The organism is Enterococcus sp. AZ015 (genome assembly GCF_050499225.1).
Taxonomy (GTDB): domain Bacteria; phylum Bacillota; class Bacilli; order Lactobacillales; family Enterococcaceae; genus Enterococcus_D; species Enterococcus_D entomosocium.
In genome coordinates this window covers 946,362-964,108 of record NZ_JBMHEX010000001.1, presented here as the reverse complement: position 1 = coordinate 964,108, position 17,747 = coordinate 946,362, and the positions used below count along the sequence as shown (strand labels likewise).

Sequence of the window (17,747 nt, the reverse complement as noted above, 5' to 3'; positions counted from 1 at the left end):
TGTCAAGAAATTGCTTAGCAGGTGAAAGTTCTTTTTACTGTGTTGTGTCCGTTCAATCTACTTGATCGGCCTCTCCTTGAATGCCTTCAATGATTGATTGCAGCGAGATGGCGCTCATCTCTTGCTCGATTTTCTTTTGCAGCACATCATAGGTTTCTTCTAATACCGCTTGGATATTCCCCCCAATCAAGCAGTTGGGATTGGTTTTTTTGTCTGCATGTAAAAGATGGTGGTCTTTTTCAACACTCGCATAAATGTCCAACAAAGAAATCTCGTTTGGTTCCTTCGTTAGTTTAGGGTTTGGTTTTCCTCTTTGGCTTTCGATCAATCCAGCAACCCGTAAATCACTCATAATCCGGCGAACATAAGCCGGATTCGTTTCAACGCTCTGGGCGATCCGATCACTTGATAAATCAGTTCCTTTAAAGAGGTGGATGTAAGCGAGGATGTGAATGGCGTCGCTGTATTTGGTTGAATATTTCACTTCGTCTCCACTCCTTTTTCTTGTATCATACCTCTTTTTTAGCATTTAGACAAAGGGGACTGATCAATCTTACAAAACTCAAGAATCCCGTCAAAAAAAACAGCCCTCAAAAAGTTAGCACAAAAGCCTAACTTCTTGAAGGAACTGCATACTGAACCACTTTTTTACTTTTTATTTAAACGATCACTTTGCTAATAGCCATTCATCCATGCTGATTCAAGCTGATTGCCGTCGGGATCAACGATTTCATAGCCGACCATCATATCCTCTGGAATCCCCATATCAACTTGGAACGATTGGCCACCATTTGCTTCTGCAATCTTTGCAAAATTCTTCGCTTCTTCTGGCGTATCAAAGCTAAACGCGATCAATGCACTACTCGTGTTCTTCGTATCCCCAATACGTCTGCCATTCAGAAACTGTTGATAAAACTCATGTTCTAACAACATTATCCAAATCGATTCACTCCAAACCATTCCGCTGCTAGTCTCGTTTGAGAACTCTTCATTTTTGACAAATCCCAACGCTTCATAAAAGGAGGTTGCGCGTTTGATATCAGTGACAGGCAAATTTATAAACACCATTTTATTCGCCATTTTCTTGCCTCTTTTCTTTGATAAGTTGTATTGATGAATCCGCTCTCATTATAGCATCTATCGTTGGATTCACAAAAACATCAGACCTTATCCTACGCCGTTGGTTTCTATCAGCTCATTCAAAACTCGTTTTTCCAAGCAAAAAAACCTTTGCATGAAAGGCCTTTTGCTTTTATCATCTATGGAAAAGTAACCAGATACGCATCGCATAGAAGCCATTTTTTCGCTAATCAATTCAACTGCAAGCTGATCTGTTTTTTTCAATACTTAAAGCTCAAGTCTTGAATCGATCACGGTAGCTTTCCCACGATAAATTTTTCGATACTCTTTTGGAGTATAAGTAGTTGCTTTTTTAAATTTCTTACTAAAATAATTTGGATCATTGAATCCTGCTCTGACAGAGATTTCACTGATTGATCGATCACTTGTTGATAGTTCTTTTTTGGCAACTTCAATACGATAAATCATCAAGTACAATGAAAAGGTCATTCCTAATGTATTCTTGATCAAACGACTGGTGTGATACCGGCTTAAATGCAGGTGATCTGCTAAAGTATCTAACGTAATATGTTCTCTATAATTTTCATGAATATAGCGCAATATCTTATGTCTTAAAGAAAGCGAAGGAGAAGCCTCATTATTTTTCTCGATGTGTAGCAAGGAAATCTGATTGATGGATTGAATTCCCCGATCCAATGCATAAACAAAATCATTTGTGATCGGTTCGACCAAGTAATCAATCAAGCCGTAACGCAACGCTTTTTGAGCGGTAGCAAAACTTTCTACAGCAGAATACAAAATTGCTTTTGCATTAGGGCAAAATGAAAGCAATACTTTATATAATTCAAAAGAGTCCTCTTCGCCATCCGCATTAATCACTGCAATTTCAACCGGCTGCTCAAGACAGGTACGCTGAAGCGCTTTTTTTGAACAAACAGTCGGAAGCAAGATGACATTTGGAAAATGACGATCGATCAAACGAATCATATCGTTAACTGCTCCATGCTCTTTGCTATCAATGATCAATAAGTTACACACGAAATCTTCTCCTTCGTTTAATATTCACCCGTTGGTTTTTCTATTTCTATTTATTTCTCTTGAAAATCAATGACCATTCGCCCTTTGATTTTTCCTGAAAGCATTTCATCAAAAATATCATTGATCTCTTCTAACTGACGCATGACAACTTTTGGAACGACTTTTCCTTCGGCTGCGAATTGGAAAGCTTCTGCTAAATCAGTCCGTGTTCCAACAAGGGAACCGACGATTTTAATACCGTCCAATACAAGTCGAGGAATGTTCAAGTCCATGCTTTCTGGTGGAAGACCAACCGCTACAATCGTACCACCCGCACGAACGGCATCGACAGCAGAATTGAAGGCTGCTTTTGAAACAGCTGTTACTACAGCTGCATGTGCGCCGCCGGTTGCTTCTTGAATAATTTTTGCCGCATCTTCTTTCGCAGGATTGATCACAAGGTCAGCGCCATGATCTCTTGCAAAGTCCAATTGTTTCTCGTTGATATCAATCCCAATCACTTTTGCATTAAAGACATTTTTTGCATATTGCAAGGCTAGGTTTCCTAATCCTCCTAAACCATAAATCGCGATCCATTGACCTGGTTTAATGTCAGAAACTTTTACCGCTTTATATGTGGTTACACCTGCACAAGTAATGCTGCTGGCTTCAGCAGAACCTAAGCCCTCTGGTACCTTCACTGCATAGTCAGCTACAACGATACACTCTTCAGCCATACCGCCATCTACAGAATATCCGGCGTTTCTAACGGAACGGCATAATGATTCATTCCCGTTCACACAGTATTCGCATGATCCACAGCTTTCATATAACCAAGCGACACTTGCACGGTCACCGATTGCTAGAGAAGTAACATCATCACCGATCGCGACCACTCTACCGATTCCCTCGTGTCCAAGTACGATTCCAGATGCATCTCCGAAGTCACCATCTTTTACATGCAAGTCCGTATGGCAGACACCACAACACTCCATTTTCAATAATGCTTCATTCGGACGAAGCGCTCTCAATTCTTTTTCCTCAATTTTTACAACCTTATCGTTTGATACTACAGCTGCTTTCATAAAGACACCTCTTTCAGTTCATTTAAATAAAGAACTTTCTTTTATTTGTGAAGTAATTAACTAACACGAAGAGGTCAGTAATAGCTAGATAAAAGAAAGTTCCCTATCGAGAAGGTTACCATAGAAACCATCAAAAAAAGGGGAATATATTGCTTTTTTTCTGTAATCATTTATGAGAAAAAAATAATGAAATAATTCAAGTTTTTTTCTTAGATTTCAAATTCCATAAACTACAAGGACTAAAAAAACGAAAAAAATCATCAGATAAATAACAAAAGTTTTAATAAAACCTATCAAGAGGAAATTACATAAACATGTAATCTTGGTCTTCACCGTTATTCTCTAATCCTTTTTTTATCAATTTGGTGATTTGCGATTTATTTTCTTTCAGCGCTGAATGTCATATTGGTATTTAACGTGATGTCCCTCATCAGTGTTTTTCTAACAATTTTCACTCCCTTTTTCTCCTTCTCTACACATAAAAGCAACTAGTGCTGAAAGGTGATCGATCAAACAATCGACAACCTGCAATCTGTCACTATCGGATAGCGGATAAATGTCCACAAAAAGTTTCAGTCGATGGCATTGTGTTTCACTCAGACGACTGTTCCCATCAAAATACAAGGGTACCCAGCGGTATGCAGCAATGATCCCCTCCTGTTCTTATAGTCGTTTCATGATTTTATCACAACGAATAGAAAGTTTTTTTCACCTCAGACAAAAGAAAAAAGCCCTTGAAAACAAGGGCTTTTGCTTCATCTGATAATAAATGATTAACGACGAATTTCTTTGATACGAGCTGCTTTTCCGTGTAATGCACGTAAGTAGTACAATTTTGCACGACGTACTTTACCGTAACGAACAACTTCGATTTGTGCAACACGTGGTGTGTGCAATGGGAAGGTACGTTCAACACCTACACCGTTTGATACTTTACGAACTGTATAAGTTTCGCTGATACCAGCACCGCGGCGTTTGATGACAACACCTTCAAATAACTGGATACGTTCGCGAGTTCCTTCGACAACTTTCGCGTGAACGCGAACAGTGTCCCCAGGACGGAAAGCTGGGATGTCAGTACGTAATTGTTCTTGAGTTAGTTCTTGAATCAATGGATTCATGTTTATCATTCTCCTTATTCCCAAACATTCTTAAAGCATGAAAGCTCCAGCGGAACATCGTAATAGTTGAGTTTACACTCACTGAAACATCTTACCACAGTCGACCACAGGCTGTAAAGAGAATTTTCTTGTCATCGCGCAGAATATCAAAAAAACTGGCACTATTTTAGTTGCCAGCTTTCGCTTCTTCTTCAATTTCTTTTAAAAGCTTCTGCATTTCTTCCGTCAACGGATAATTTTCTAGCATATCAGGTCGGCGCTGAAAGGTGCGGCGCAATGATTCTTTTAATTGCCACTGCTCGATCAATTTATGATTGCCATTCATCAAAACTTCTGGTACTTTCATGCCTTTAAACTCTGCTGGGCGTGTATATTGCGGATGTTCTAATAAACCAGTGGAATGAGAATCGGTTTGTGCGGAGGTTTGATTGCCTAAAACTTCTGGTAATAGTCTGACCGTCGCATCGATCATGACCATTGCACCCAATTCGCCGCCAGTCAAGACGTAATCTCCCAGTGACACTTCATCAGTGACCAATGAACGGATTCGTTCATCGTATCCTTCATAATGACCACAAATGAAGACGAGGTGCTCTTCGGTAGAAAATTCTTCTGCCATCTTTTGATCAAAAGGTTTCCCCGCTGGGTCTAAAAGGATCACGCGTTTCTTCGTTTCTGGTGCTGCTTCTTCGATCGCTTTGATATTGTCATAGACAGGTTGGACTTTTAATAACATTCCTGCTCCGCCACCATAAGGATAGTCGTCCACTGTTTGATGTTTGTTGTCGGAATAGTCACGGAAATTTGAGACGTTGATTTCTAACAGTCCCTTTTCCCTTGCTTTGCCAATGATCGATTCTCCTAGAGGACCTTCGAACATTCGCGGAAATAGTGTCAATACATCAATTCTCATCGTCTAACAACCCCTCTGGGATTTCCACAATGACCTGACCATTTTCAAGATCGATCGTGTGGACAACCGACTCGATATAAGGAATCAAGGCATCCTTCTTCCCTTTTCGTTGAACGACCCAAACGTCATTGGCACCTGGTGAAAGGATCTCTTTGACTTTACCAATGATTGTGCCATCTTCTTCGACGACTTCCAGACCAATAATTTCATGGTAGTAAAACTCATTTTCTGCTAAATCCACCAAATCATCCTTGGTAACTTTTAAAATGCCGTTACGAAACGGTTCAACATCGTTAATATTGGAATAGCCCTCAAACGTCACTAAATCAAAGTTTTTGTGTTTGCGATGACCTGAAACAATCAATGTTATTGGCTCTTTATTTTCACGAAAAAGTGTCAATTCGGCCCCTTTACGGTAGCGTTCTTCTGGAAAATCCGTTTGTGATATCACACGTACTTCTCCACGGATTCCATGTGTATTGACGATTTTTCCTACGTTTAAATATTCTGTCACGTTCGTTCCCCATTTCTTCTAACTTCTGTTCTATTTTAGCATAGCAAAGTAGCGAATTCTAGCCGTTTCCTAGCGCCCCATGTTTTCCTCAAAATCATCGCGCGAAAAATGCCCCTTCGACGCTTGATCAAAGGGGCATTGTCCTAATATGAACCTTATTGATTCATAGAAACGGCCATTTTCAATGCTGAACGTGCATCTTGATGTTGCACCGTTCGAAGGGTCTTTTCTTGTTGCCAAACCACTGTAGTTGCTGTATGGTCATTTTTTCCCATATCGATAGTGATTTGACCGACCTCAGGCGCTGGGAGCATAGCTTCTTCCAGATACGCTACCACTTCTTTGGCAACCGGAACTGGATCTTGTTCCTCTTGATTGACTGCTCGAACAGTCAATGACCAATTTCCTTCTTGCCAGCTCAAATAACTGGAGCCAGCAGCTCCTTGCATATGCCCAGTAATGCCATATCCGAGATCAACGGCTTGTCCGCCATCATCAGCTGTTACATTGACCGCTGCAGCAGCTTCATCCGCTGATTGATAGTCTTTTGATTGAAAAGCAGCAATCGGTGTTTCCTCGTTCAAAGCCTTGTCATTGAGAGGCAGCTGCTTATCAAGTCCATAATAAAGAATCGAAGCATCGGACTGACTGCCAGCTGTGGCCGCATTCAACACTTTACCTGAAGCAAGTGGAATGTCCTTGGGCAAGACAAGATCAGGGAATGCCGCTTGTATTTGAGCGTAGATATCTGCAGTACTATTCGCGTTTGAAGAATCCCTAGAAGCCGCCTGACTAGAAGACGTACTTGATTGACTGGTTTCTGATTGACTACTTGCTTGCGTTTGGGTACTTTCCACCATACTCGTGGCTGTTGTTTCGGCACTACTGGCTTGACTGGTTTCTGGTTCCTGTTGATTATTGCAGCCAGTTAAGGCGCCCATCGTCAGCAGCGTAACGAATAATCCTAGTTCTTTTTTCATGATGTTCCCCTCCTTATACAAAGAATACCCCTCAATAAAAAAAATGACAAACAAGTCAGATTGTCTGTCATTTTTTTGTTGATTTTTTAAAGATTTGTCACCCAATTTTGCAGTGATTGAAAGCCATCCTTGATCCATTGCCAAACTTGATTGGCGATCGTCGATAGGTCGCCCCAACGAAAGTTTTGTGTCCATTGGTTCAATTGCGTCATGATCTCCTCACGATAGACCCAAATTAAAAAGAGCAACAACAAGATCCCTAGCGTTCGCCAAAGAAAAGAACCAATTTTATAAATAAAGACGAGGATCAAAAGAACGACGATCCATGCGATTAGTTGAGACATACAAGCACCTCCTCCTTTTGATTATCTCAAAACCACCTTTTTTTGTCCTCCATCTTAAGCATGAATTTTACAAAAAAAGCATTCCTCAAAGAGAAATGCTTTTCATTCTTGCTTATTTACCATCAATGATATTCAAACGAACTTTTTTTGGTCCATTTGTCCGTACACTGTAAACGATTGTTCGAATTGCTTTGGCAACCCGACCTTGTTTACCGATGATACGACCAATATCCTCTGGTGCCACAGTAAGATTATATTCCAAGAAATCATCTGACTCTACTAGCTCAAGCTTGATATCCTCAGGTTTGGTAACAAGTGGTGAAACGATCGTTAAGACTAATTCTTGCAAATCTTTCATCCAAAGTCACCTTATTTCTTAGTGAATTTTGCTTCGTGGTGTTTTTTCATAACGCCTTCTTTAGAAAGGATGTTACGAACTGTATCTGAAGGTTGCGCACCTTTAGATAACCAATCAAGAACTAAATCTTCTTTGATTGTCACTTCAGCTGGGTCTAGTAAAGGATTGTAAGTACCAACTGTTTCGATGAAACGTCCGTCACGAGGAGAACGTGAATCTGCTACGACGATACGGTAAAAAGGTTTCTTTTTAGAACCCATGCGTTTTAAACGAATTTTTACTGCCATTATTTACACCTCCATTGATTTAATCACAAGAACTAGTTTAACAGGTTTTTTCGATGGTGTAAAGAGTTTTTTCTTTACAGCTAAAAAAAGTTTCTTCTTTCTTATTTTCTAAGCATGGTTATCTTTTGCCAGAATGAATCAGGACGCGTATCATTAGTAATAGAGAAACTTTTTAAAGTCAAATCGTTTTATTTGCACCATCCACTTACTTTTGGTAAGCTTAATGAGTAGAAAACAACAAGGAGGAAATTTACATGACAAAAAAAATTGGTTTTATCGTCGGCAGTTTACGGGAAGGATCATTTAATAAACTCGTAGCGAAAAAATTCGCATCATTATTACCAGAAGGTTTTGAAGCATCTTTCATCGAAATCGGCAACTTGCCTTTTTACAATGAAGATTTGGAAGTTGAAGGAAAAGTTCCTGCTGAATGGACAGCATTTCGGGAAGCATTAAGCGCCGTTGACGGGGTCTTCTTCTTTACACCAGAATACAATCGTTCTGTTCCTGCAGCATTGAAAAATGCATTAGATGTTGGTTCTCGTCCTTACGGTGCTAGCAGTTGGGGTGGCAAACCAGCTTTGGTTGTCAGCGTTTCTCCAGGAGCGATCGCTGGGTTTGGTGCAAACCATCACCTACGTCAATCATTAGTCTTTTTGGATATGCCTACTCTACAACAACCAGAAGCCTATATCGGTGGAATCACCAACTTGATTGATGAAAACAACGAAATCAACCCAGATACAGTAAGCTTCTTTGAAACGATCATTGCAAAATATGTTGAACTCTTTCAACGATTCAACTAATTAAGAATCCAAACAAAAAGACCAAGAAACTCGGCACTGAGTTTCTTGGTCTTTTTACTGTGAAGAATAATCGTTTGCGCTTTTTACTCGCTGCCTGACACAGACTTTCGGACAAAATGAAGTTCTGTCAGTTCCCCCATCTGTTTTGTTTCAACAAACGTCAAGCGTCTCGCATAATCCCCCGGTTCAAACAGTCGCTTGCCCTCTCCTAAAAACACCGGCGCGATTTGAATAAACCATTCATCGATCAAATCAGCTTCCAGCAATGGTTTTAATAAGGAACCCCCACCTACTACCCATACGTTTTCCTCTTGTTTTAATGCTGAAACAAATGCAACTGGATCCGTTGACACTAGGGTTGCATCCGGCAGCGGCTCTTTTCGGGTACGAGAAAAAACATAGTTGGTCTTTTCAGGATATAGCAGTCCATCATCCATCAGTTTTTTTGCTTCTTGATAGGTCTTTCTTCCCATCACGGTCGCGTCGATGGTTGCAAAAAATGCTTCATAGGTCGTTGCAACACCGGTATCAGTTTGAAACAGCCAGTCCAATTGATCCTCCATACCTGCTAAATAGCCATCGAGGCTGATTGCACCATAAAATACCACTTTTCCCAATTAGGCTCACTCCTTTATTTTTACGATTGCTTCTGACCTTCGACAAACACAAGTGACTAAGTGATCATTAACCATGCCGACCGCTTCCATAAACGCGTAAATAGTTGTCGTTCCGACAAATTTAAAGCCTCGCTTTTTCAAGTCTTTTGCTAGCTGATCGGAAATTTCCGAATGGGTCGGTACATCGGATTGCTGCTGAAATTCATTGATGACTGGCTCATGATTGATATATCGCCACAAGAATGCGGAGAAACTGCCGTATTCTTGTTGGATTTTTAAAACTTCTTGGGCATTGATGATCGCTGCTTCAATCTTTCGTCGATTGCGAATGATTCCTGGATTCATCATCAGTTCTTCCACTTTTTCTTCCGTATAGTTCGCTACTTTTATGATATTAAACTGATCGTATGCTGCATCGAAATTCGCCATCTTGTTTAAAATCGTTTGCCAGCTCAATCCTGCTTGATTCATATCTAACACCAGTTTTCGAAACAATTGCTGATCCTCATACTCAGGTTTTCCCCATACCGTATCATGATACTCCTGCATTGCTGGTGTACTGTTGGCCCATTCACATCGCTCCATTGTCCTCATCAGCTCCTTTTTGTTTATTTTATCATAAATGACTTTACTTCCACCAGTGTACTACGTATACTAGTACACATAAATGAAAGGAGCTGATTTTGTGGTTCGCATTAACAAAGCCAGCAGCAAACCTTACTATGAGCAATTGGTTTTAAGTATCAAAGAAGATATTCTGAACGGTGTTCTAACCGCCGGAGACCAAGTACCTTCGGTTCGTGAAATGGCCAAGCGCCTGTTGATGAATCCAAATACCGTCAGCAAAGCCTACAAAGTATTGGAAAATGAGCAAGTACTTGTCACCATCAAAGGAAAAGGCACCTTTGTGAAAGTTACTGAGGATCTGCCACGCGATGAGATTCGGATCTTACAAGTGAAAGAACGTTTGAAAGAATTGGTGATCGAAGCACGCCATTTACAGATCAGCATGCGTGAGCTGAGCGATTGGATGAATGGCTTTGAACAAGAGTTAGGAGGCGATCCACAGTGAAGATCGAGCATGTGACCAAGAAAATGGAACAAACAATTGTCTTAGAAAACGTGAACTTCTCTTTGGAAAAAGGAGAGCTCGTAGGATTAATCGGCCGCAATGGTTCTGGGAAAACCACGTTGTTTCGGACGATTGCTGGGCATTATTTACTAGATGATGGGGAGATTTCCATCGATAACCAACGCCTGGATCAGCATCCGCAATTAAAAGAACAACTTTTTTATATTGATGAAAAAGAAAACTTTCTTTCGGCCTACTCTTTGAAAAAGCTCAATCAATTTTATCGGCTTGCTTATCCAAATTTCGATCAGAATCTTTACTTAGAATTGATGCAAAGTCACGGTCTTCCTCTGACGCTTTCCTACCGACGGATGTCAAAAGGTATGCAAGGTCTTTATAAAATGATTCTTGCGATCGCCTCAAATGCGACGTTCTTACTGTTAGACGAACCTTTTGATGGGCTTGATGTGATCGTCCGTAAAAAAGTGATTGGATTATTGCTGGAAAGCCTCAGCGAGTCGAATCGTACCGCCTTAATCGCTTCTCATAATCTAAATGAATTAGAACATATTATTGATCGTGCCTTGTTGATCAAAGGGAAAACGATTGAAGGAGACTACCGTTTGGAAACGATTCGCGAACAATCTCGCAAACTCCAACTCGTCTTTCGCAGCAAACAGATTCCTCCCCTTATCAAGCAGCACTCCAAGCTGATTCAAAAACAAGGTCGAGTCTTGACTGCTTTGTTTGACAATTACACAGAGGAGCTGGCGGCTGAGATCCAGCAACTTGATCCTTTGGTTTTCGAAGAATTACCTTTGACTTTGGAAGATCTGTTTGAAGCAAATTTACGACAAGAAGCATTGGTGGAAGGATAGAGGTGGAAAACGATGTTAAGCAATATATTTAAAGAACGCTACGGTAAGCTGTTGATCGGTTTTTGTTTTGTCGTGCTCTTCATGTATCTTAGTGCTGGCTGGCAATCACAAAATTCTTGGCACCAGCAAGAACGTTATTTGGCATCTGAGGAATTTATCAAAGATTTTAACGAAAATCGAGAATACTATGTCAAAAGCTACAACGGTGAAACCCCGGTTTACTTTGATTCGGCAGCAGAGTACCGCGATGCGGTATTGACAATCAACAAAGAGTACTCAGATGATTTTTATTACAATCGCCCGTATATGACCACCATGAATCAATTTGTGATTGTCTTCCTGTTTATTTGGGGCTTTTTGTCCTTTTTTGTCGATGGCCGCACCAATTTCAATCGCTTTTTATTTGCTTTACCCTTTAGCAGAAAGCACGTCTTTCGCAAGAAACTGCTTTTTATCGGCTTACCCTTGACCGCTTGTTTAGTGTTGGGCCTGTTAGGTCATATCCTGATCGAATACACAATGATCCCGGCTCGCTATCTCGCTGTGTCGCTTCAAGACGTGCTGCTTTCCGCCCTTAGTACTTTGGCAACGAATCTACTAGTATTTGCTGTCGGCATCTTGTTGGGCGTTTTACTGGGGAATCTGTTTACTGGCGTGCTGTCGGTGTTCTTCACTCTTTCTCTAGGAACAATGGGGTATAGCTTTTTCCAATGTACCCGCGAGTTTTTTAGTTTTGTATTTCTTGGTCATGGGGATTTTCTGCTTCCTTTTCAAACGTGGATCGATTGGCCGCAAGGATATGTCTATCCTTGGTGGCTACTGCTCCTTTACCTCGGTTTGAGCGGCTTGCTGATTCTTGCTGCCGAAAAAGTGTTCTCGAAAATTTCTTTAGAAAATGACGGTGATTATTTAACGATCCCTAAATTGCGCGCCCCGGTTTATTGGCTGCTTTCTTTGGGAACCTGGTTCTATCTATCCATGATTTCTTATTACCCGCTAGAAATTTTTTACCGTGATCTCTATGAGGGGTATGATGTCAGTCTTTGGAACATCATCCTTCGGCTTGGCTTGTTGCTGGTTGCTTGCTTATTCATCAGTTTATTGCTTGTCTATCCTAAAGCACTGATGAATTGGTGGTACAAACGAAAAAACAAACAGGTCAGCAATATTTAAAAAAGCGTCCCTACAACAAGAAATTGTTGCCGGGACGCTTTTATGTTTAATGTTTAGGTTTGTCGTCGTCTTTTTTGTCAAAGAAGTCATTTACTTTGCGAGAAACATCATCCGCAAAATCTTCAACCTTATCTTTGGCTTTCCCATATTTATTTTGGGTTTTCCCTTTTAACTCCTCGGAGTCATCTCCTGTAAGTTTCCCTTTTGTTTCGGTTACTTTTCCTTCAATGCGATCTTTGTTTGTCATCGTAAAAACTCCTTTCATACTTGCTATAAATTAATAGTAGCATCATTTGCCAGAAAGCACGAATGTTCTGCTTCTATCTTATCCTTTGAGTTGTCCGCAACGATAGTTCTTCGCTATTTTTGACTCTTGGACGATTTAGGATATTCAGTAGAAAGCTGGCTTTCTCTATAAAAAGGGATGTTCTTTAGATGTTCTTTGAAGGAGTTCATTTAAAGAGGACACTGTGAACATAAAAAAACCATGACCTAAAAGAAGGCAATCTGAGGAGCTGCAGCTGCTAGAATCAGGAGGTACAGATTCTCGATTTGGTGTCTTTTCAGGTCATGTTTTTTTTAATTGTACCCTAAGAGAAGGTTCGGTTCTTAGTTCCTATCAGTGTTAAACGATTATTTGCGTTTTTTCTTTTTCTTCTTTTGTTTTTTGACCATACGATTCATGGCCATTTTTCCAAGTTTCCCTTTGACACCGCCGCCAAACATTTGATCCATGCCAGGAATGTTCATATTCCCTTTGCTCATTTGCTGCATCATTTTGCGGGATTCTTTAAATTGTTTGATCATGCGGTTGACTTCGACGACACTGTTGCCAGAACCGGCGGCAATCCGGCGACGACGGCTTGGATTTAACAAATCAGGATTTTCACGTTCTGCTGGTGTCATGGAATAAACCATGGCTTTTTGACGGGCAATTTGTTTTGGATCAACTTTGACGTTCTCGATGCCAGGCATTTGGCTCATTCCCGGAATCATTTTCAAAAGATCTTCAATGGGGCCCATGCCCATGACTTGATCGATCTGTTCAACAAAGTCATTGAAGTCGAAGGAGTTTTCCTTCATTTTTTGAGCAAGTTCTTCTGCTTTTTTCTCGTCGTAATCTTGCTGTGCTTTTTCGATCAAAGTCAGCATATCACCCATACCGAGAATCCGACTAGACATCCGATCAGGATGGAATACTTCAAGGTCGGTCAATTTTTCACCGGTACCAGTGAACTTGATTGGAGCGCCTGTAACTTGACGAATTGACAATGCCGCACCGCCACGTGTATCGCCATCTAGTTTGGTGATGACTACCCCTGTGATCCCCAATTGTTGATTGAAGCTTTCTGCCACGTTGACAGCATCTTGTCCTGTCATCGCATCCACTACCAGTAAAATTTCATTTGGCTGTGCCAAGTCCTTGATTTGTTTTAGCTCTTCCATCAAGTTTTCATCGATATGCAAACGACCTGCTGTATCGATCAAGACATAGTCATTTTTCTTTTCCCGAGCCAAAGCCAATCCTTGGCGTACGATTTCAACTGGACTGACATCAGTTCCCATATCGAAAACAGGTACATCCAATTGCTGACCTAATACTTTCAATTGGTCGATCGCGGCTGGACGGTACACGTCACCGGCAATCATTAATGGACGTGCGTTTTCGGTTTTGATCAAGTGATTGGCTAATTTCCCAGCAAAGGTGGTTTTCCCTGCCCCTTGCAGACCAGCCATCATGATAATCGTTGGGATCTTTGGTGATTTTTCAATCCCAACTGTTTCTGATCCTAACGTTTTGGTTAATTCTTCGTCAACGATTTTAACGATCTGTTGCGCTGGAGATAAGCTTTCTAATACTTCTACCCCAACTGCCCGTTCACGGACATTTTTGGTAAACTCTTTCACAACTTGCAGATTGACGTCGGCTTCTAATAAAGCTAGACGAATCTCACGCATCATTTCTTTTACATCTGCTTCAGATACTTTTCCTTTTCTGCGCAGTTTGCTCATTGCCTGCTGGAGGCGTTCAGTTAAACTTTCAAATGCCATTTTTTTTCATTCCTTTATTCTTCAATTTCTTGGAGCTGTTGAATAAACCCCTGTAAGGTTTCGTCTTTTGGATAGTGAGTTTTCGTATACTCGCTTAGCTGATCCAGCAAGTCTTCCCGCATGATATAGTCCGAAAACATATGTAGTTTTTTTTCATAGTCTTCTAAAATACGTTCGGTGCGTTTGATGTTGTCATAGACTGCTTGACGGCTTACTTGATACTCTTCAGCGATTTCTCCTAGAGAAAAATCATCTGCGTAATACAATTCCATGTAATTCATCTGTTTTTCTGTCAATAACGTGGAATAAAACTCAAACAACGCATTCATGCGATTGGTCTTTTCAATTTCCATTTGCTTCCTCCTGTTTTGCAAGCCATTCGACATCGGACAAAACAGTCATGCCTTGTTGCCGAAAATACGCACAAGCGACACCGATCCCTCTTCTTTTGATTCCAGAAAAATTGCCATCATAAATCATCTGACTGCCACAAGAGGGACTTTTCTCTTTTAGGATCAGTTGGGTGATGCCTTGCTCTTGTAATTTTTGATAAGCAATTTTCGCGCCGGTAGTAAACTGTTCGGTCACGTCTTCCCCTGAGATGGTGACGACCTTCGCTCGTTGCGCCCAAACGTCCACCCCATCGCCACCAACGATTTCGGCCGGTTCCCGTGGGATCGGCAAGCCGCCAAGAACTTCTGGACAAACCATCATTGCTTGACCTGCTCTTACCAGTTCGATCAATGGTGGCACTGCTTGGTGTTTTCCATCATAACGGCAAAGTACACCGCCTAGACACGCACTGATTCCGATCATATAGCACCCTCAGCTTTCCTATGAAATCGTCCTTTATTATAGCATTTATTTAGTGGTTGCAATAGTACCAATTGTCTATTCATGCTAAAATAGGACTTGTTCGTTGAAATTTAATCGTTTCTTGAAAAAAAGAAGCTAAAGGAGTTTGCCATGAAAAAAATACTCGTTGTCGATGATGAACCTTCCATCGTCACACTTTTAACCTTTAATCTAGAAAAAGAGGGCTATCAAGTCGTTTCCGCCTCAGATGGTCAAAAAGCCTACGAATTAGCCTTGTCTAAGCCTTTTGACTTTATCATCTTAGATGTCATGCTGCCGAATATGGACGGCATCGAGATCACGAAGAAATTGCGTCAAGAAAAAATCGAGACCCCGATCCTCGTCTTGACCGCAAAAGATGATCCAATCGATCGGATCTTAGGCTTAGAGATCGGCGCCGATGACTATTTGACGAAGCCTTTCAGTCCTAGAGAGGTATTAGCTAGAATGAAAGCCATCTTCCGTCGTTTAGAACCCCGTCAACAAACACGAGAAGAAGATCAACCTGCAGAGATTCTGCAAGTCGGTGGGATCCAAGCAGACCTGACGAATTTCCAAGTCAGTGTGGATGGTGAGAAAATCTTCCTAACGCCAAAAGAATTCGAGCTGCTAGTTTACTTTATGAAACGAAAAGGCCGCGTAATCGATCGCGATACCTTGCTCAATCGCATTTGGAACTTCGACTTTGATGGACAAAGTCGAATCGTGGATGTTCACATCAGTCATTTAAGAGAAAAATTGGAAGCTGATCCAAAACGGCCGGAATACTTAGTAACGGTTCGGGGATTCGGGTATAAATTTCAGGAGCCAGTCTAATGAAAAAACGCTATGGCTATGGTTTATGGTCGATCGGTCTATTGCTGATTTTTTTCCTGTGCTGGCAAGTTCTAAGCAGTTTTTACCGTCAGCAAGTCATTGCCCAGCAAGTGGCTTTTCTCCAAGAGAAAGCCACCGTATTTTTGAATCTATCAGATAATCAAACCGCGGCCTTAGAACAGTTTGCGGATACCTATGTTGAAGATAGCAATAGTCGCATCACTTTGTTAGATGACCAAGGTCAGATCATTTTCGATACCTATGATCATACACTGCATGAAAACCGCTCCAATCGTCCAGAAGTCCAAGCCGTTTTGCGCGGAAGCTCCGTCGGTCAATCGCTGCGGGAAAGCGACACCTTGCATGAAGAATTGCTTTACGTGGCGATTCCTGTCAAAGAGGATGGAAACTTGACTCAAATCTTGCGAATCGCCGAACCGACCGCGGCTTTTTTTGCAAAAAATGAAGGAATCAAGCAGTCGATCTTGATTGTCTATCTTGTTTTTTGCTTTTTGATCAGCCTATTGATTTTCCATACCTTGCGCCAGCGAAATCGGCCGATCCAAACGATTCTGCCCGTCGTAAAAAAAATGATCACCTCGCCCGATCAACAAGCAATCATTATGCAAGAAACCCCTGAACATGATGAGTTGTATCAACTGATTAATCAGCTGAGCGAGCAAATGAGCCAGACCTATCGTGCCTATGCGGCTTCTGAACAGCAACTGTACGGCTTGCTCAGTGAACTGATGATCGGTGTCTTTATCATCAATGAAGAAAATCAACTGCTGCTGTTGAATCCGACGATGCAAGAACAGCTAGGGATGGGAACCGCACCGATCTTACCGCAACCTTTTACTGAAGTGATCCATGACACACAATTGATCCAGTTGATCTATCAATTTAATGACGAGACCCCTATTTTCCATGCGGAAACCACCCTTAGCGGGGAACGTTCAAAAGTCTTAGATGTTACCTTGCGAAGCTTCCAAGAAAACCAGTTGATTGGTATTTCTTATGACTTGACACGCATCCGACAATTAGAAAAGATGCAAAAAGATTTTGTCGGCAATGTTTCCCATGAATTAAAAACGCCGGTAACTTCCTTGATTGGGTTTACTGAAACACTGCTGGATGGCGCCAAAGAAGACCCTGAAACGTTGCAGACCTTCTTAGAGATCATACAAAAAGATGCTTATCGCTTGAAAAATCTAATACAAGATATCATCCAATTGTCTCAAGACAGTGATTCTTTCCAGTATGTCGACCAACCGATCAACTTTTCTGAGCTGCTGCAACAAGTCGTTCAAACCTATGGTCCCGCAGCTGTTAAGAAGCAATTGACCTTTCAATTTGAAGGACCCGAACCCTTCATTTTATCTACCAAAAAAGAGCTGCTGCAGCCCATCGTAAAAAATCTAGTTGAAAATGCGGTCACCTATTCAAAACCTGGTGGTGTCATCACATTTTCCTATTCCGAGCAAGATGACCAGCTGCTTTTTCAAGTGCAGGATCAAGGCATCGGCATCGATGAAGAAGATCAAGAACGGATTTTTGAGCGGTTTTATCGGGTGGACAAAGCCCGTGCTCGCAATTCTGGTGGCACTGGACTTGGGCTGGCTATCGTCAAAGACTATACCAAATTATTAGGCGGCAGCATCAAGGTTGACAGTTTCCCTAAAATTGGTTCTACCTTTACGGTGACTTTGCCGCTTCATGAAAAAAGATGATTATTGATAAAAAACAGCCGATAACAGGTGAATAAAGGTTATCGGCTGT

At 41.3% G+C, this 17,747-nt stretch carries 23 protein-coding genes; 6 read left to right on the top strand and 17 right to left on the bottom strand.

Translation table 11 applies throughout. The annotated features are described in order from the left end of the window. Positions 1–52 precede the first annotated feature (52 nt). From IGK85_RS04400 to rpsP, 11 genes are all read right to left on the bottom strand, one after another. Entirely contained in the window at positions 53–484 is a 432-nt protein-coding gene (locus IGK85_RS04400) for an Rrf2 family transcriptional regulator (protein WP_008377620.1), read from the bottom strand. Between the two features lie 191 nt (positions 485–675). Continuing rightward, complete coding sequence (locus tag IGK85_RS04395; RefSeq protein WP_005237221.1) at positions 676–1,080, bottom strand: VOC family protein; 405 nt, start codon at positions 1,078–1,080, stop codon at positions 676–678. Positions 1,081–1,347: 267 nt separating this feature from the next. Next, on the bottom strand, positions 1,348–2,067 hold the full coding sequence (locus IGK85_RS04390; RefSeq protein ID WP_176285408.1) for an AraC family transcriptional regulator: 720 nt from the start codon (positions 2,065–2,067) through the stop codon (positions 1,348–1,350). Positions 2,068–2,168: 101 nt separating this feature from the next. Continuing rightward, positions 2,169–3,182, bottom strand: a complete 1,014-nt coding sequence (gene adhP, locus IGK85_RS04385) for an alcohol dehydrogenase AdhP (RefSeq protein ID WP_008377614.1) — start codon at positions 3,180–3,182, stop codon at positions 2,169–2,171. 773 nt (positions 3,183–3,955) lie between these two features. Continuing rightward, positions 3,956–4,303: a 50S ribosomal protein L19 gene (rplS, locus tag IGK85_RS04380; protein ID WP_002357176.1), complete on the bottom strand. Its 348-nt coding sequence runs from the start codon at positions 4,301–4,303 to the stop codon at positions 3,956–3,958. Positions 4,304–4,469: 166 nt separating this feature from the next. Further along, a complete protein-coding gene (trmD, locus tag IGK85_RS04375) occupies positions 4,470–5,216 on the bottom strand; it encodes a tRNA (guanosine(37)-N1)-methyltransferase TrmD (protein ID WP_005237230.1) in 747 nt (248 codons plus the stop codon). Continuing rightward, positions 5,206–5,730 (bottom strand): ribosome maturation factor RimM, encoded by a 525-nt coding sequence (rimM, locus tag IGK85_RS04370; protein WP_008377415.1) that lies wholly within the window; start codon positions 5,728–5,730, stop codon positions 5,206–5,208. Before rimM ends, trmD begins: the two co-directional genes overlap by 11 nt. A 155-nt stretch (positions 5,731–5,885) precedes the next feature. Further along, positions 5,886–6,710 carry a hypothetical protein gene (locus IGK85_RS04365; RefSeq protein WP_008377413.1) on the bottom strand — a complete coding sequence of 275 codons (825 nt, stop codon included), beginning with the start codon at positions 6,708–6,710 and terminating at the stop codon, positions 5,886–5,888. 86 nt (positions 6,711–6,796) lie between these two features. Then, positions 6,797–7,054, bottom strand: a complete 258-nt coding sequence (locus tag IGK85_RS04360; RefSeq protein ID WP_005228919.1) for a hypothetical protein — start codon at positions 7,052–7,054, stop codon at positions 6,797–6,799. Positions 7,055–7,166: 112 nt separating this feature from the next. Beyond that, positions 7,167–7,412, bottom strand: a complete 246-nt coding sequence (locus IGK85_RS04355; protein WP_005228918.1) for a KH domain-containing protein — start codon at positions 7,410–7,412, stop codon at positions 7,167–7,169. Between the two features lie 11 nt (positions 7,413–7,423). After that, positions 7,424–7,699 (bottom strand): 30S ribosomal protein S16, encoded by a 276-nt coding sequence (gene rpsP, locus IGK85_RS04350; RefSeq protein ID WP_005228917.1) that lies wholly within the window; start codon positions 7,697–7,699, stop codon positions 7,424–7,426. 254 nt (positions 7,700–7,953) lie between these two features. Here rpsP and IGK85_RS04345 point away from each other — a divergent pair, with 254 nt between their 5' ends. After that, a complete protein-coding gene (locus IGK85_RS04345; RefSeq protein ID WP_008377409.1) occupies positions 7,954–8,505 on the top strand; it encodes an NADPH-dependent FMN reductase in 552 nt (183 codons plus the stop codon). 83 nt (positions 8,506–8,588) lie between these two features. Here the strand turns inward: IGK85_RS04345 and IGK85_RS04340 are convergent, their stop codons facing one another. Both IGK85_RS04340 and IGK85_RS04335 read right to left on the bottom strand, forming a co-directional pair. After that, a complete protein-coding gene (locus tag IGK85_RS04340; RefSeq protein WP_005237235.1) occupies positions 8,589–9,122 on the bottom strand; it encodes a dihydrofolate reductase family protein in 534 nt (177 codons plus the stop codon). Positions 9,123–9,128: 6 nt separating this feature from the next. Continuing rightward, a complete protein-coding gene (locus IGK85_RS04335; protein ID WP_008377406.1) occupies positions 9,129–9,707 on the bottom strand; it encodes a DNA-3-methyladenine glycosylase I in 579 nt (192 codons plus the stop codon). A 100-nt stretch (positions 9,708–9,807) separates the two neighbouring features. On the opposite strand from IGK85_RS04335, the gene IGK85_RS04330 reads away from it, so the two are divergent. From IGK85_RS04330 to IGK85_RS04320, 3 genes are read left to right on the top strand one after another with little or no spacing between them, the layout of a single operon-like run. Further along, a complete protein-coding gene (locus tag IGK85_RS04330) occupies positions 9,808–10,194 on the top strand; it encodes a GntR family transcriptional regulator (RefSeq protein ID WP_008377404.1) in 387 nt (128 codons plus the stop codon). After that, positions 10,191–11,072 carry an ABC transporter ATP-binding protein gene (locus IGK85_RS04325; RefSeq protein ID WP_005237238.1) on the top strand — a complete coding sequence of 294 codons (882 nt, stop codon included), beginning with the start codon at positions 10,191–10,193 and terminating at the stop codon, positions 11,070–11,072. The genes IGK85_RS04330 and IGK85_RS04325 overlap by 4 nt, the downstream gene beginning before the upstream one ends. A 12-nt stretch (positions 11,073–11,084) precedes the next feature. Further along, the gene (locus tag IGK85_RS04320) at positions 11,085–12,245 is read left to right on the top strand and encodes an ABC transporter permease (protein WP_008377401.1); all 1,161 of its coding nucleotides are present in this window, start codon (positions 11,085–11,087) and stop codon (positions 12,243–12,245) included. 46 nt (positions 12,246–12,291) lie between these two features. On the opposite strand, the gene IGK85_RS04315 is transcribed toward IGK85_RS04320, so the two are convergent. The 4 genes from IGK85_RS04315 to IGK85_RS04300 form a co-directional block, all read right to left on the bottom strand. After that, complete coding sequence (locus IGK85_RS04315) at positions 12,292–12,492, bottom strand: CsbD family protein (RefSeq protein WP_008377398.1); 201 nt, start codon at positions 12,490–12,492, stop codon at positions 12,292–12,294. Positions 12,493–12,878: 386 nt separating this feature from the next. After that, the gene (gene ffh / locus IGK85_RS04310; protein WP_005228902.1) at positions 12,879–14,297 is read right to left on the bottom strand and encodes a signal recognition particle protein; all 1,419 of its coding nucleotides are present in this window, start codon (positions 14,295–14,297) and stop codon (positions 12,879–12,881) included. Between the two features lie 14 nt (positions 14,298–14,311). Then, positions 14,312–14,650, bottom strand: coding sequence for a putative DNA-binding protein (locus IGK85_RS04305; protein ID WP_005228897.1), 339 nt, complete (start codon positions 14,648–14,650; stop codon positions 14,312–14,314). Next, a complete protein-coding gene (locus tag IGK85_RS04300) occupies positions 14,640–15,113 on the bottom strand; it encodes a DUF523 domain-containing protein (RefSeq protein WP_005237241.1) in 474 nt (157 codons plus the stop codon). The genes IGK85_RS04305 and IGK85_RS04300 overlap by 11 nt, the downstream gene beginning before the upstream one ends. Positions 15,114–15,263: 150 nt before the next feature. On the opposite strand from IGK85_RS04300, the gene IGK85_RS04295 reads away from it, so the two are divergent. Together IGK85_RS04295 and pnpS are read left to right on the top strand one after the other, a co-directional pair. Continuing rightward, entirely contained in the window at positions 15,264–15,968 is a 705-nt protein-coding gene (locus IGK85_RS04295; protein WP_005237242.1) for a response regulator transcription factor, read from the top strand. Next, positions 15,968–17,698, top strand: coding sequence for a two-component system histidine kinase PnpS (pnpS, locus tag IGK85_RS04290; protein WP_008377393.1), 1,731 nt, complete (start codon positions 15,968–15,970; stop codon positions 17,696–17,698). The genes IGK85_RS04295 and pnpS overlap by 1 nt, the downstream gene beginning before the upstream one ends. Positions 17,699–17,747 lie beyond the last annotated feature (49 nt).

What these genes read in the sequence shown, in the direction of transcription:
- IGK85_RS04395 (WP_005237221.1), bottom strand. Translation starts at nt 1,080, where the DNA reads ATGGCGAATAAAATGGTGTTTATAAATTTGCCTGTCACTGATATCAAA.
- IGK85_RS04390 (WP_176285408.1), bottom strand. Translation starts at nt 2,067, where the DNA reads ATGATTCGTTTGATCGATCGTCATTTTCCAAATGTCATCTTGCTTCCG.
- adhP (WP_008377614.1), bottom strand. Translation starts at nt 3,182, where the DNA reads ATGAAAGCAGCTGTAGTATCAAACGATAAGGTTGTAAAAATTGAGGAA.
- rplS (WP_002357176.1), bottom strand. Translation starts at nt 4,303, where the DNA reads ATGAATCCATTGATTCAAGAACTAACTCAAGAACAATTACGTACTGAC.
- trmD (WP_005237230.1), bottom strand. Translation starts at nt 5,216, where the DNA reads ATGAGAATTGATGTATTGACACTATTTCCGCGAATGTTCGAAGGTCCT.
- IGK85_RS04365 (WP_008377413.1), bottom strand. Translation starts at nt 6,710, where the DNA reads ATGAAAAAAGAACTAGGATTATTCGTTACGCTGCTGACGATGGGCGCC.
- IGK85_RS04360 (WP_005228919.1), bottom strand. Translation starts at nt 7,054, where the DNA reads ATGTCTCAACTAATCGCATGGATCGTCGTTCTTTTGATCCTCGTCTTT.
- IGK85_RS04355 (WP_005228918.1), bottom strand. Translation starts at nt 7,412, where the DNA reads ATGAAAGATTTGCAAGAATTAGTCTTAACGATCGTTTCACCACTTGTT.
- rpsP (WP_005228917.1), bottom strand. Translation starts at nt 7,699, where the DNA reads ATGGCAGTAAAAATTCGTTTAAAACGCATGGGTTCTAAAAAGAAACCT.
- IGK85_RS04345 (WP_008377409.1), top strand. Translation starts at nt 7,954, where the DNA reads ATGACAAAAAAAATTGGTTTTATCGTCGGCAGTTTACGGGAAGGATCA.
- IGK85_RS04335 (WP_008377406.1), bottom strand. Translation starts at nt 9,707, where the DNA reads ATGGAGCGATGTGAATGGGCCAACAGTACACCAGCAATGCAGGAGTAT.
- IGK85_RS04320 (WP_008377401.1), top strand. Translation starts at nt 11,085, where the DNA reads ATGTTAAGCAATATATTTAAAGAACGCTACGGTAAGCTGTTGATCGGT.
- IGK85_RS04315 (WP_008377398.1), bottom strand. Translation starts at nt 12,492, where the DNA reads ATGACAAACAAAGATCGCATTGAAGGAAAAGTAACCGAAACAAAAGGG.
- ffh (WP_005228902.1), bottom strand. Translation starts at nt 14,297, where the DNA reads ATGGCATTTGAAAGTTTAACTGAACGCCTCCAGCAGGCAATGAGCAAA.
- IGK85_RS04305 (WP_005228897.1), bottom strand. Translation starts at nt 14,650, where the DNA reads ATGGAAATTGAAAAGACCAATCGCATGAATGCGTTGTTTGAGTTTTAT.
- IGK85_RS04300 (WP_005237241.1), bottom strand. Translation starts at nt 15,113, where the DNA reads ATGATCGGAATCAGTGCGTGTCTAGGCGGTGTACTTTGCCGTTATGAT.
- IGK85_RS04295 (WP_005237242.1), top strand. Translation starts at nt 15,264, where the DNA reads ATGAAAAAAATACTCGTTGTCGATGATGAACCTTCCATCGTCACACTT.
- pnpS (WP_008377393.1), top strand. Translation starts at nt 15,968, where the DNA reads ATGAAAAAACGCTATGGCTATGGTTTATGGTCGATCGGTCTATTGCTG.